The organism is Pseudomonas sp. 15A4, assembly GCF_016925575.1.
In the GTDB taxonomy this organism is placed as follows: Bacteria; Pseudomonadota; Gammaproteobacteria; order Pseudomonadales; family Pseudomonadaceae; genus Aquipseudomonas.
In genome coordinates, this window is sequence record NZ_CP068986.1 from 1,267,718 (window position 1) to 1,280,453 (window position 12,736).

General features: G+C 59.6%; 10 protein-coding genes. 2 read left to right on the forward strand and 8 right to left on the reverse strand.

Translation table 11 applies throughout. The features are described from left to right. Nucleotides 1-63: 63 nt before the first annotated feature. Entirely contained in the window at nucleotides 64-2,058 is a 1,995-nt protein-coding gene (gene betT, locus JN403_RS05595; RefSeq protein ID WP_205486014.1) for a choline transporter BetT, read from the forward strand. Between the two features lie 110 nt (nucleotides 2,059-2,168). Here betT and JN403_RS05600 read toward each other — a convergent pair whose 3' ends face one another. Then, nucleotides 2,169-2,921 (reverse strand): SDR family oxidoreductase, encoded by a 753-nt coding sequence (locus JN403_RS05600; protein ID WP_205486016.1) that lies wholly within the window; start codon nucleotides 2,919-2,921, stop codon nucleotides 2,169-2,171. A 238-nt stretch (nucleotides 2,922-3,159) separates the two neighbouring features. On the opposite strand from JN403_RS05600, the gene mgrA reads away from it, so the two are divergent. Beyond that, complete coding sequence (mgrA, locus tag JN403_RS05605; protein WP_205486018.1) at nucleotides 3,160-4,197, forward strand: L-glyceraldehyde 3-phosphate reductase; 1,038 nt, start codon at nucleotides 3,160-3,162, stop codon at nucleotides 4,195-4,197. 162 nt (nucleotides 4,198-4,359) lie between these two features. On the opposite strand, the gene JN403_RS05610 is transcribed toward mgrA, so the two are convergent. From JN403_RS05610 to glnA, 7 genes are all read right to left on the reverse strand, one after another. After that, nucleotides 4,360-6,099, reverse strand: coding sequence for an amidase (locus JN403_RS05610; RefSeq protein ID WP_205486020.1), 1,740 nt, complete (start codon nucleotides 6,097-6,099; stop codon nucleotides 4,360-4,362). Between the two features lie 88 nt (nucleotides 6,100-6,187). After that, complete coding sequence (ntrC, locus tag JN403_RS05615; protein ID WP_122536769.1) at nucleotides 6,188-7,624, reverse strand: nitrogen regulation protein NR(I); 1,437 nt, start codon at nucleotides 7,622-7,624, stop codon at nucleotides 6,188-6,190. After that, the gene (glnL, locus tag JN403_RS05620) at nucleotides 7,621-8,706 is read right to left on the reverse strand and encodes a nitrogen regulation protein NR(II) (RefSeq protein ID WP_074890143.1); all 1,086 of its coding nucleotides are present in this window, start codon (nucleotides 8,704-8,706) and stop codon (nucleotides 7,621-7,623) included. Before glnL ends, ntrC begins: the two co-directional genes overlap by 4 nt. A 302-nt stretch (nucleotides 8,707-9,008) precedes the next feature. Further along, entirely contained in the window at nucleotides 9,009-9,653 is a 645-nt protein-coding gene (locus JN403_RS05625; RefSeq protein WP_205486022.1) for a DUF4124 domain-containing protein, read from the reverse strand. Continuing rightward, a complete protein-coding gene (locus JN403_RS05630) occupies nucleotides 9,637-10,161 on the reverse strand; it encodes a DUF4124 domain-containing protein (protein ID WP_205486025.1) in 525 nt (174 codons plus the stop codon). The genes JN403_RS05625 and JN403_RS05630 overlap by 17 nt, the downstream gene beginning before the upstream one ends. Nucleotides 10,162-10,288: 127 nt before the next feature. Then, nucleotides 10,289-10,855, reverse strand: coding sequence for a chorismate mutase (locus tag JN403_RS05635; RefSeq protein WP_205486027.1), 567 nt, complete (start codon nucleotides 10,853-10,855; stop codon nucleotides 10,289-10,291). Nucleotides 10,856-11,065: 210 nt separating this feature from the next. Next, nucleotides 11,066-12,472, reverse strand: coding sequence for a glutamate--ammonia ligase (gene glnA / locus JN403_RS05640; RefSeq protein WP_037018763.1), 1,407 nt, complete (start codon nucleotides 12,470-12,472; stop codon nucleotides 11,066-11,068). Nucleotides 12,473-12,736: the final 264 nt, after the last annotated feature.

Genomic DNA, 12,736 nt, shown 5'->3' on the forward strand with positions numbered 1-12,736 from the left:
AGGCCTACCTTTGCCGCATTCACGTTCCATGATCGATCCCCTCGCCCGCGCGGCGGTATTCATATGAATAATTCAAGCGCACCAAACAGCTCGGCTGTTCGCATGAACGGCCCTGTTTTCTACTTTGCCGCCAGCTTTATCCTGATCTTCGGACTGGTCGTGATCGGCTTCCCGGAAGCCTCGGGCGCCTGGTTGCTCGCCGCGCAGAACTGGGCCGCCAACACCGTTGGCTGGTACTACATGCTGGCCATGACCCTGTATCTGCTGTTCGTTGTGGTCACTGCGCTGTCTGGCTACGGCAAGATCAAGCTTGGTGCTGACCACGACGAACCCGAGTTCAGCTACCTGTCCTGGGCCGGCATGCTATTCGCCGCCGGGATCAGCATCACGCTGTTCTTCTTCTGCGTGTCCGAGCCGCTGACCCATATGCTGCAGCCGCCCCAGGGTGAGGGCGGGACCACCCAATCGGCACGTCAGGCCATGCAGCTGCTGTTTCTGCATTGGGGCCTGCACGGTTGGGGCGTGTTCGCCTTCGTCGGCATGGCGCTGGCCTACTTCGCCTATCGCCATAACCTGCCTCTGGCATTGCGTTCAGCGCTGTATCCGCTGATCGGCAAGCGCATCAATGGCCCGATCGGCTACGCCGTCGACGGCTTCGGCATCATCGCCACCATCTTCGGCCTCGGCGCCGACATGGGCTTTGGCGTACTGCACCTGAATTCCGGGCTGGACTACCTGTTCAACGTGCCGCACACCCAGTGGATTCAGGTCGGTTTGATCACCCTGATGATGGGCGCAGCCATCCTGGTGGCTATTGCGGGCGTCGACAAGGGCGTGCGCGTCATGTCCGACATCAACATGCTGCTGGCTTGCGCGCTGCTGCTGTTCGTGCTGTTCGCTGGACCCACGCAGCACCTGCTCAATACCCTGGTGCAGAACATTGGCGATTACCTCGGCGCGTTGCCGGTCAAGAGCTTCGACGTGTATGCGTACGATGGCCCAAGTGACTGGCTGGGCGGCTGGACCGTGTTCTATTGGGCGTGGTGGATTGCATGGTCGCCGTTCGTGGGTCTGTTCATCGCGCGCATCTCCCGTGGTCGCACCATTCGTGAATTCGTTTGCGGCGTGCTGCTGATCCCGCTGGGCTTCACCCTGGCGTGGATGTCGATTTTCGGTAACAGCGCAATCGACCTGGTGCTGAACCACGGCATGGCTGCGTTGGGCCAGTCGGCCATCGAAGATCCTTCGATGACGCTGTATCTCATGCTGCAGACGTACCCATGGAGCCGGACGGTCATTGCCGTGACGGTGTTCATCAGCTTCGTGTTCTTCGTGACGTCGGCCGACTCCGGCACCGTGGTGCTGTCGACGCTCTCCGCCAAAGGCGGCAGCCCGGACGAAGACGGCCCGAAATGGCTGCGGGTGTTCTGGGGCGTGATGACTGCTTTGATCACCAGCGGCTTGCTGTTCTCGGGCAGCATCGATGCGCTGAAGTCTGCGGTGGTGCTGACCTCACTGCCGTTCTCGCTGATTCTGCTGCTGATGATGTGGGGGCTGCACAAAGCGTTCTACATGGAGTCCCAGCGCCAGATCGCTCAGCTGTACTCACTGGCACCGGTCTCCGGATCCCGGCGTGGCGGCTGGCGTCAGCGCCTGACCCAGGCCGTGGCGTTCCCGTCCCGTGATGAGGTTTACCGCTTCCTCGACCAGACCGTGCGCCCGGCGATTGAAGAAGTCACGGCAGTGTTTGTCGAGAAAGGACTGACCGTCGTGACTCAGCCGGATCCGGCCAATGACACAGTGGGCCTGGAAATCGGCCACGGTGAAGAGCGTCCGTTCGTGTACCAGGTGACCATGCGTGGCTACTTCACGCCGTCCTTCGCACGCGGCGGCATGGGCTCGAAACAGCTCAACAACCGCCGGTATTACCGCGCTGAAGTGCACCTGAGCGAGGGCAGTCAGGACTACGACCTGGTGGGCTATACCAAGGAACAGGTCATCAACGACATTCTCGACCAGTACGAGCGCCATATGCAGTTCCTGCACCTGGTGCGTTGAGGCTGGTTGTTTTCCAGGAGCACGCGTGCCCGCGATGGCGTCGTGTCGGTCCCCTAACCGGGACTGACACGAAATCTTCGCGGGCACGCGCGTTTCTGCAGTCTGGTTTTTTACGCCAAGCCACCATTGGCCCGCAGCACCTGCCCATTCACCCAGCCTGAATCCGGGCCGGCAAGAAACGACACGACGCTGGCGATATCGTCCGGCTGTCCCAGGCGTTGCAACGGCGGCATGCTGGCGAAGTGCTGAATTTGCTCCTCGCTCTTGCCGTGCAGGAACAGTTCGGTGGCTACCGGCCCCGGCGCGACCGCATTCACCGTGATATTCCGCCCGCGCAGCTCTTTAGCGAACACATGGGTGAAGGCCTCGACGGCCGCCTTGGTTGCGTTATAGATCGCGTAACCCGGCAGGTTCAGCGCCAGTGCAGTGGTGGAGAAGTTAATGATGCGGCCGCCGTCGTTCATCCGCGCGCCTGCCTCGCGCAAGGTGTTGAAGGTGCCTCGGGTGTTGATGTTGAACGCCTGATCGAACTGCTCGTCGCTGGTCTCTGCCAGCGGCAACGCCTTCATTACGCCTGCGTTATTAACCAACACATCCACCTTGCCCAAGTGCGTCTCGGTTTGCTCGAACAACGCGCGGACTTCGTTAGCATTGGCAACGTCGGCTTTGATCGCGATGGCCTGACCGCCATCGGCATTGAGCTGCGCAACCAGGGCGTCGGCTTCTGCCGCGCTGCTGGCGTAATTCACGACCACCGCGAAACCGTCGTGGCTCAAGCGCCGGGCGATTTCCGCGCCGATACCACGGGAGGCGCCGGTGACGATGGCGACCGGACGGGGGATGTGTGGAGTGGGCTGCGTCATGGTGAGTCTCCGCTTCATTGAGAGTGAGTGCAGCTTCACATGGCAGACCGCGCTGATAAACGCCGCAGAAGCGCATTCATTGTTCTGCTGCAGCGAACAATGCGATGGCCCTGGCTATCTGTCAGCGCTGAAGCGAAGCGTTCGTCCACTCTCTTGAACCCCCTCGCCGCAGAGAAATCCGAGTAATCTCGCAGGTTCGTTTTGTGACCTGACTTCCATACAAGAAAGAGAGGACCGGATGACTTACATCGCTGCCGAGAACCGTTATGAACGCATTCCCTATCGTCGCGTAGGCCGCAGTGGCCTGGTGTTGCCAGCGCTCTCCATGGGTCTGTGGCACAACTTCGGTGACAGCACCCCGATCGACACCCAGCGTGCGATGCTGCGCACGGCCTTCGATTTGGGTATCAATCACTTCGACCTCGCCAACAACTATGGCCCGCCCTACGGCAGTGCCGAAATCAACTTTGGTCGCCTGCTCAAGGAAGACTTCAAGCAGTACCGCGACGAGCTGATCATTTCCAGCAAAGCCGGCTGGGACATGTGGCCGGGGCCTTACGGTCAGGGCGGCGGGTCACGCAAGTACGTGCTCGCCAGCCTCGACCAAAGCCTGCAGCGCATGGGACTGGACTACGTCGATATTTTCTATTCCCACCGCTTCGACCCGGACACCCCGCTGGAAGAAACCGCCAGCGCGCTGGCGACGGCTGTACAGCAGGGCAAAGCGCTGTATATCGGGATTTCGTCGTATTCGGGCGCCAAGACCCGCGAAATCGCCGGCTTGCTGAAAGAGTGGAAAGTGCCGCTGCTGATTCACCAGCCGGCCTATAACCTGCTCAATCGCTGGGTCGAAAAAGACCTGTTGGACACCACTGAAGAACTCGGCTCGGGGGTTATCGCGTTCACCGCACTGGCCCAGGGACTGCTCTCGGACAAATACCTGAACGGCATTCCAAAAGACGCACGGGTCAACCGTCCCGGCGGCGGCTCGTTACAGGCGGGGCACTTATCGGAACAGAACATCGAGCACGTGCGCGCGCTGAACGAGATCGCCAAGCGTCGTGGTCAGAGCCTGGCGCAGATGGCACTGGCCTGGACACTGCGCGATCCGCGCGTCACCTCCGCGCTGATCGGTGCGAGCCGCCCGGAGCAGATCGTCGAGAACGTCGGCGCCCTCGACAATCTGGAATTCAGTCAGGAAGAACTGGCCGAGATCGACCGGTTCGCGCTGGAAGGCGGGATCAATCTGTGGGAGAAGCCGTCTTCAGCGGAGTAAACGGCTCACTTCGCTGGGGGCGGGTATAGCTCACCGCCCCCAGCGGTGCACGCCAGTTCACTGTCAGATAAGGCTCGCATCGATCCGTTACCAATTGTGCTGGAGCGCTGGCTGGGCGCCAGGCGATGACGAAGAAGGGCAGTTGAGCCGTCGGATCGCTCTTCATGGTCGCAGACTGCCTTCTCTGACCAGTGGATCTGTCGAGTTTTCGCGGGTGACTGGCCAGTGGGGCTGTGCAAGCGTGGCAGGCGCTCGGAGCTGAGGATCATCGGGTGCCTGTTGGTGGTACTCGGGATAATGGTGCTGATAGTCCAAGGCCGCCTGAACCAGACATGCATCGCTGAAGCGTGGTCCCCAGAACGCGGCGTTCACCGGCAACGGTCTGGTGATGCCGGTAGTCCCATGGTCGATGGGAAAAGTCACCATCGGCCATCCCAATGCATTGGGCAGATCGTAATAGCGTCGTTGATTCTGCAATCCGGAAGGCTCGCCCAGTCCCAATCGAAACCCTACATGCGCGCCCAATGGCATGACTACCATGAAATCCACGCCCGCTTCATCCAGAGCGTCTTGCCATAAAGCCATCTGTTCGCGACGTCGCTGCTCCGCTTCTATTCGCACTGAGCACGGCATCTGCTCTATGACAGGGTGGGTGAACGCCGTGCCGTAGTAGCGCAAAAGTGTTTCCTTGTCCTCGTTGGGTCGGCCGGCGGCAAAGTCTTCGACGGCTTGCCAGTAATTTGCTTCGTATTGCTGGCAGTAAGTCGTCGCCATTGCTGGCGTGACACGTATATCGAGGTGTTCAATCGTCCATAGGACGGGGCCTGCGTAATAAAGGCAGTTCGCCTCATCGGCCATGTTCACTCCCTCAAAGTCGAGCACTCTTGCGCCGAGCTGCTGCAACTGCTGTTTGAAGCGCTCAAACGCCAGTCCATGGTCGGGGTCGTAAGTGTGTCCCGGAGGAGCGTCTGAGGCAGACATCCAGTCAGTCTGTGGCACGCCGATCGTAAGTCCCGCCAGCGGGGTTTCTCCCGGACGTGGTGTAGTCGGCATCTGTGGAAACGGCAGCGGCGTATACAGCGTCTGCGGATCGCCAATGGGATCGGGGCCTTGTATCGCGGCCAGGAGATGAGCCGCGTCCTGTACTGAACGTGCCATCGGACCGACCACATCCCAACCTATGCGCAACGGCATCACGCCGCCGGTCGATACGTAGCCCAGCGACGGCTTGATGGCGCTGGCACCGTTGGCAGCGGCCGGAATGATCATGGAGCCGCCGGTTTCCTCACCCAGCGTTGCGACACACAGCCGAGCGATCGGGGCTATAGCGGATCCGGAGCTGGAGCCACCGGGCACTTTGTCCACATCCCAAGCGTTACACCCGAAATCACCGACGGTGCTGCCTGAGAAGCGTGAGCAAATGGTATGCCCCAGCACGACAGCCCCCGCAGCGCGCAACCGGGCGACGGCGGTGGCATTGCGAAGTGCGAAATTGGTACTGAATTCCGGTGCGCCATTCTTGCTCTCAAGGCCGACGATGCCTATGGAGTCCTTGACGCCAACGGGTATTCCGCAAAGCATCGGTGCGATGCCACGCGGATCGTCCGGATTGTTGATCCATGCGTCAGCGTCTTGTGATTGGGCGAGCGCCTGCTCGCGATCAATACGCACAAAGGCGTTATAGCCGCCATTGTCGTTGTAGGTTTCCAACGGACCATTGAGCTGATCAATCCGCTCAAGATAGGCGAGGGTGATTTGTTGGGACGTCAGTTCACCAGTACGCAGCAATGCGGCCATTTCGACGAGCGAATAGTCGACCAGGCGCGCTTGAGTTCTGATTTGCCGGCGTTTAATTCGTTGGCCGATGCCCCATCGAAGGGCGTATTGCCAGAATCGGTTCACGTGATTGAGCTCCCTGTCTCAGTGGTCGAGACGTCAGGAGCTAATCACTGTTGCGGTACTGCGTAAACTGTCACAAATGACAGTGAGATCAGCTTTCATCCCCCTCGTCGTCATCCCCGCCATCGATCTTCATGCCCAGCTCCTTGATCTTGCGGGTCAAGGTATTGCGGCCCCAGCCCAGCAGCACGGCGGCATCGCGACGCCGGCCGGCGGTGTGCTTGAGCGCGGTCTCGATCATGATGCGTTCGAACGTCGGTACAGCACTGTCCAGCAGGCTGGATTGGCCACGGGCCAGTGCTTGATCGGCCCATTGGCGCAGCGCTTGTTCCCAGTTGGTCACTGGCGCGGCGTCCTGGGGCAGGCTCAGCAGTTCGGGCGGCAAATCGCTGACATGCACTTCTCGGCCCGACGCCATCACCGTAATCCAGCGGCAGGTGTTTTCCAGCTGACGGACGTTGCCCGGCCACGGCAAATGCTTGAGGTATTCCTCGGTTTCCGCCTTCAGCAGCTTCGGCTCAACTGCCAGTTCCTGCGCAGCGCGGCTGAGGAAGTGACGCGCCAGTGTCGGGATGTCTTCGCGACGGTCGGACATGCGCGGGATGTGGATGCGGATCACGTTCAGGCGGTGGAACAAATCCTCGCGGAACTTGCCGGCCTGAACCAGCGTTTCCAGATTCTGGTGCGTCGCCGCGATGATGCGCACGTCGACTTTGACCGGCACGTGGCCGCCGACCCGGTAGAACTCTCCGTCGGCCAGTACGCGCAGCAGTCGGGTTTGGGTGTCGGCCGGCATGTCGCCGATTTCATCGAGAAACAGAGTGCCGCCGTCGGCTTGTTCGAAACGGCCGCGCCGCAGGTTGGCCGCGCCAGTGAACGCGCCTTTTTCGTGGCCGAACAGTTCGGATTCCATCAGATCTTTCGGAATCGCGGCCATGTTCAGTGCAATGAATGGCGACACCGAACGCGGGCTGTGGCGGTGCAGGGCGTGGGCAACCAACTCTTTACCGGTCCCGGACTCACCGTTGATCAGCACGGTGATGTTGGAGTGGCTCAAGCGGCCAATGGCGCGAAACACTTCCTGCATCGCCGGCGCTTCGCCGATGATTTCCGGCGTGCGGGTCAACGCTGGTGGAACGGCCAGGCCTTGCTGCTCCTGAGCGTGCTGATTGGCACGCTTGACCAGCGAAACGGCTTCGTCAACGTCGAACGGCTTGGGCAGGTATTCGAACGCCCCGCCCTGATAGGACGCCACGGCGCTGTCGAGGTCCGAGTGCGCAGTCATGATGATGACCGGCAGGCGCGGATGCTGTTCGCGAATACGTGCCAGCAAATCCAGGCCGCTGGCGCCGGGCATGCGGATGTCGGAAATGATCACATCCGGTTGCTGGCGGGCCAGGCGGCTCATCACGCCGTCGGCGCTGTCGAAACTTTGCGTGGTCATGCCCTCTTGTTGCAGGGCTTTCTCCAGTACCCAGCGGATGGAACGGTCGTCATCGACGATCCAGACAGTTTCACTACGGCTCATGTCGACGCTGCTCCTTGTTCCAGCGGCAGGAAGATCGAGAATGTTGTATGGCCAGGGTGGCTATCACACTCGATCAGCCCCTGGTGCTGACTGATGATGTTCTGGGTAATGGCAAGGCCCAGCCCGGTGCCATCCGGACGGCCACTGACCATGGGATAAAAAATGGTTTCTTGCAGCTCCGGCGGAATGCCGGGGCCGTTGTCGATGATTTCGATCTTGCTGACCAGACGGTGGCGCACGTGGCCGATGGTGAACTGGCGCATGGCGCGCGTGCGCAGGCTGATGCGGCCCAGGCGCAGTTCGTTCTGGCTGCTGATGGCCTGCATGGCGTTGCGAACAATGTTGAGCACCGCCTGAATCATCTGCTCGCGGTCGATCAGCACATCCGGAATGCTTGGATCGTAGTCGCGCACGATGGTGATGCATCCCTGGCTCTCGGCTTCTACCAGGCTGCACACGCGTTCGAGCACTTCATGCACGTTGGTCATCGCCAGCATCGGCAGCTTGTTCGAGCCCAGCATGCGGTCGACCAGATTACGCAGACGGTCGGCTTCTTCGATGATGACGTTGGTGTAGTCCTTGAGGCTCTCTTCTGGCAGCTCACGTGCCAGCAACTGCGCGGCGCCGCGAATCCCGCCGAGGGGGTTCTTGATTTCATGGGCCAGGCCACGCACCAGCATTTTGGTGGTTTCCTGCTTGGACAGCTGAGCCTCTTCCTTGGTGATCCGCAGCAAGCGATCACGGGGATGGACTTCCAGCAGCAGCATGGTCTCGGCCTGGGAAAGAATCGGCGTGACGGCGTAATCGACCGTCAGCGTCTGGCCGGTCAGCGCGGTCAGCATCGCTTCACGTTTCGTAAACGGGTGTGCCTGTTCCACTGCCTGACGAAGCGAACTGAGCGCTTCTGCAGATTCGGTGAACAGTTCGCTGATGAATTGTCCGTGGCTGCGCTGACCGCTGATGGCCAGCAGCATCTCAGCGGCAGGGTTCATGTACTCCAGACGCAGGTCCGAGTTGAGCAGAATCGTGGCAGTGGTCAGGTTGTCGAGTAACAACCGATGCAACGCATCGCTGATAGTCATGAATCCCGGTGACCTCTTTTGGCTTTATGCACACGGGCTAGGCCGTGGGTGCAGGCTCTGATTGGTCTTTGCCAGCGCTTGGAAACCGCTGAAACCTGTGATGTGCTCGCGCATTCATTACAAAATGCAAAAACCAAACCAAGGCTCCGAAAAGAAGCGCGGATTGAGAAATTGCGAGCGTTTTTCGGAAGACAGGCCCGGCGACAGTGCATGGATTTCTGAATGCTGAACCAAAATGGGCTTTTTGTGCGCGAGCTTGTCCAGCCCGCGCACCACATTGGAGCATACCTGGTCAGGCAGGATTAACGGAAAAAGGGAAAGAAGCTCGATTTTTCTTCCGGTTTGTCCTTGATGGGGCATTCGGGGCGCACGCCGTAATCATCGGTTTTGCAGGGCTGCGCGAGTCGTTTCTGAGCCAGAGAAATGCGGACCAGATGGAAGGGCTGATTGGGGGTTCGCTCCAGCACCCGCCCGTATTGATCGATGATCTCTACGGACAGCTGGTGAGTGCCGCGGTCAATGTTCTTCAGCGGGAAAACCGGGCTGCGCGTCGGTTCGCCGTAGGGCTTGCTATCGAGCAGTAACCTGTACAAGTGATCCGGCTGCAACTCGGGATCATTGCTGACGGTGACGTTCAGATTGCCTTCAATGTCGCGGATCGTGCTGTCGGGTTCCGGCGCCAGTATGCGCAGCAACTGATAATGAAAGATCGGACTCGCCGCTGGCTTCGCTTTGGATGCCCGACTGGGCGCCTTCGTAGGCTGATCGACCCGGTTGGTTGGCGCTATCTCGACCTTCTTCGCATTGCGGTGAGGTTGATCGGTGAAGACCCGATTACCGTCCGCATCGATGTAGGTATACACCTGGGCGAGGACGGACTGACTCACGCCGAACAGCAGGCATAGGGCAATGGCCAACCGGCGAAAGTGTTTAAGGTCGGCCGACATGGACTCGCTGCACTGTCAGGTTGACCGTCTCGCTTTGCTGGATTGAACGCTGGTTTTCCAGCACCTGAACCGAAAGGCTGTGTTCGCCCCGGTCAAGCTCCACGACCTGCAGTCGCGGAATGTTGGTGGGCTGGCCGTAGGGCGCGCCGTCCACCATCAACTGCAATAAGTGCCCGGGCTGCAAACGAGGCTCTATGGCAACGCCAACAGTAAACGAGCCGTTGTTGGCACGAAGTGCTTCGTCCTCCGGCAGGTCTTTCAGCGCGAGCACCTGATAGGCAGCGGCGCTTTGCTGGTTCTGGTTCTGGTTCTCGGGCAGTGGCGGCGGCGCGGCAGGCACAACGGTCTCGACACTGTTGAGTGGCGGCAACTCGACAGTTTCGGCTTTGGTACCGTTCGGCGGCTGGTTGCTGTACGCCGTGTTCCCGGAGGCATCGGTGTACTTGTAGATCTGCGCGGCAGCGGGCAGTGCGAACACCAGCAGCAGAAAGGCGAGACATTGACGCATGAACACTCCAGTGCAGCGATCAGGACAACCAACAATGGTGCCGCGCTCAATGCAGGGCGCGGCACAAGATCAGCATAGAGGAATACTGATCGACGGTGTCAGTTGAGAAGCGGATCTGCGTGCCTGCTTACTGGGTTGCCGTGATCCGGCAGAGCTCGCCTGCCGCCCGTTGCAGCGCGGTCACAATGACCGGATCGCTTGCCTGTCGCTGGATTTCCGACTGCACCCAACCCGAGCACTTGGCATCGTTGCGGTAAGGCTGAAACGCCGAATAGCTTTGCATCAACACCGGCATCAGCGTATCCAGCCGACCCCGGATGCCGTCGGTGAGGCCGGATTCGGGCTTCTCCGGGGAGTGGCCGGTTTCACGCCACTGCTCGATGCGCGCGTATTGCACCATCTTGTTGGCTTCCATCTGGGCGGTCATGAACTCGCGTGTATCGTCGGGGGCCAGCTTGAATTCACCCGCCCGAGATTCGGCGTTCTGGATCACCTGGCGCTCGCGCTCACTGTCCTGCACCGGCTTGCCGCTGTGCCATTTGCTGCGCGCCACGTCATTGGCGATTTCCAGCCTTTGCTCCATGGCCGCAATAAGCGGCTGGAGTTGCGCGGGAGGCTGCTGAGCGGATGCTGCATTGAGGCATGGCGCAAACAGGGCCATTGCCAGAGCGGTTATGTGAAATGACTTGAGCATGGTTGTCTGTTCTCGCATGAGTGATCGTCGCCCGCAACGGGCCAGGCACAGATTCACCGTTTGGCAGTGCTGCAGTGCTGAGCATATTGCCCGAGAAGGTCGGCTCGAATGCGTTACATGTGTATATGTACCACGCAGTAAAAACCAGGCACAAAAAAGGCCTCCCGAAGGAGGCCTCTTGTTCACGCGGCTTTCGCCGGCGCGACTGGATCAGCAGCTGTAGTACAGCTCGTATTCCAGTGGGTGCACGAAGGTGCGCACTTTGATTTCTTCTTCGGATTTCAACGCGATGTAAGCGTCGATGAAGTCGTCGCTGAATACGCCGCCTTTGGTCAGGAACGCACGACCTTTGTCCAGCTCTTCCAGGGCTTCTTTCAGGCTGCCGCACACTTGTGGGATCTCTTTCGCCTCTTCAGGCGGCAGGTCATACAGGTTTTTGTCAGCCGCATCGCCAGGGTGGATCTTGTTCTGGATGCCGTCCAGGCCAGCCATCAACAGTGCAGCGAAGGCCAGGTACGGGTTGGCTGCCGGGTCCGGGAAACGTGCTTCGATACGACGGCCTTTAGGGCTGTTGACGTAAGGAATACGGATCGAAGCCGAACGGTTGCGAGCCGAATAAGCCAGCATGACCGGCGCTTCGAAACCTGGAACCAGACGCTTGTACGAGTTGGTTGCCGGGTTGGTGAAGCCGTTCAGGGCCTTACCGTGCTTGATGATGCCGCCGATGAAGTACAGAGCGGTGTCGGACAGGCCGGCATAACCTTCGCCAGCGAAGGTGTTCTTGCCATCTTTGGAGATGGACATGTGAACGTGCATGCCCGAACCGTTATCGCCGTACAGAGGCTTTGGCATGAAAGTAGCGGTGCGGCCGTAAGCGTCGGCAACGTTGTGCACGACGTACTTCAGGGTCTGAACTTCGTCGGCCTTCTTAACCAGCGTGTTGAATTTCACGCCGATTTCGTTCTGGCCAGCGGTTGCCACTTCGTGGTGGTGAACTTCGACGACCTGGCCCATTTCTTCCAGAGCGTTGCACATTGCGGTGCGGATTTCGTGGTCGTGGTCGAACGGTGGAACCGGGAAGTAGCCGCCTTTGATGCCTGGACGGTGGCCCTTGTTACCGCCTTCGATGTCCGCGTCGGACATCCATGAACCTTGTTCGGAGTAAATCTTGAACATGGAGCCGGAGATATCGGACTTGAACTTCACTTCGTCGAAGATGAAGAATTCTGGCTCAGGGCCGGCGAATACGGTGTCACCGATACCGGTCGACTTCAGGTATTCCTCGGCGCGGTGAGCGATGGCGCGTGGGTCGCGATCGTAACCTTGCATGGTCGAAGGTTCGATGATGTCGCACACCAGGATCAGGGTAGGCTCTTCGGTGAACGGATCCAGCACTGCGGTTTCGTCGTCCGGCAGCAGGATCATGTCGGAGGCTTCGATGCCTTTCCAGCCCGAGATGGAGGAACCGTCGAACATTTTGCCGACTTCGAAGAAGTCGTCTTCCAGCGCATCGCGGGCCGGCATGGTCACGTGGTGCTGAGTGCCTTTGGTGTCCGTGAAGCGCAGATCAATCCACTTAACGTCATGATCTTTGATGAGTTGAACCGACTTCGACATGCTGTCCTCCGGGGTGGATTAGGGCCTGAGTAGTAGTGAGCCCTTCAATTTGGGTGATGCCGGGCGCGATACTCGACCAAGGCAACCTGCCTCACAAGGGAGCAATTTGCATGCCAGTGCCCTGTGTTGGGTTTTCGGCGGGAATACCTGCCTTCAAGCGCGGTAAACGTCGCATATTCGAAAACCGGCGCACTCTTATGGTGCCAAGTAATTGTATACAGGGCCGTTTTGGTGCGTGGACGATTGACCGTACGATAACTGGTT

Bases quoted from the DNA above. Each gene is read 5' to 3' on its own strand.
- betT (WP_205486014.1), top strand. From the start codon at position 64: ATGAATAATTCAAGCGCACCAAACAGCTCGGCTGTTCGCATGAACGGC.
- JN403_RS05600 (WP_205486016.1), bottom strand. From the start codon at position 2,921: ATGACGCAGCCCACTCCACACATCCCCCGTCCGGTCGCCATCGTCACC.
- mgrA (WP_205486018.1), top strand. From the start codon at position 3,160: ATGACTTACATCGCTGCCGAGAACCGTTATGAACGCATTCCCTATCGT.
- ntrC (WP_122536769.1), bottom strand. From the start codon at position 7,624: ATGAGCCGTAGTGAAACTGTCTGGATCGTCGATGACGACCGTTCCATC.
- glnL (WP_074890143.1), bottom strand. From the start codon at position 8,706: ATGACTATCAGCGATGCGTTGCATCGGTTGTTACTCGACAACCTGACC.
- JN403_RS05625 (WP_205486022.1), bottom strand. From the start codon at position 9,653: ATGTCGGCCGACCTTAAACACTTTCGCCGGTTGGCCATTGCCCTATGC.
- JN403_RS05630 (WP_205486025.1), bottom strand. From the start codon at position 10,161: ATGCGTCAATGTCTCGCCTTTCTGCTGCTGGTGTTCGCACTGCCCGCT.
- JN403_RS05635 (WP_205486027.1), bottom strand. From the start codon at position 10,855: ATGCTCAAGTCATTTCACATAACCGCTCTGGCAATGGCCCTGTTTGCG.
- glnA (WP_037018763.1), bottom strand. From the start codon at position 12,472: ATGTCGAAGTCGGTTCAACTCATCAAAGATCATGACGTTAAGTGGATT.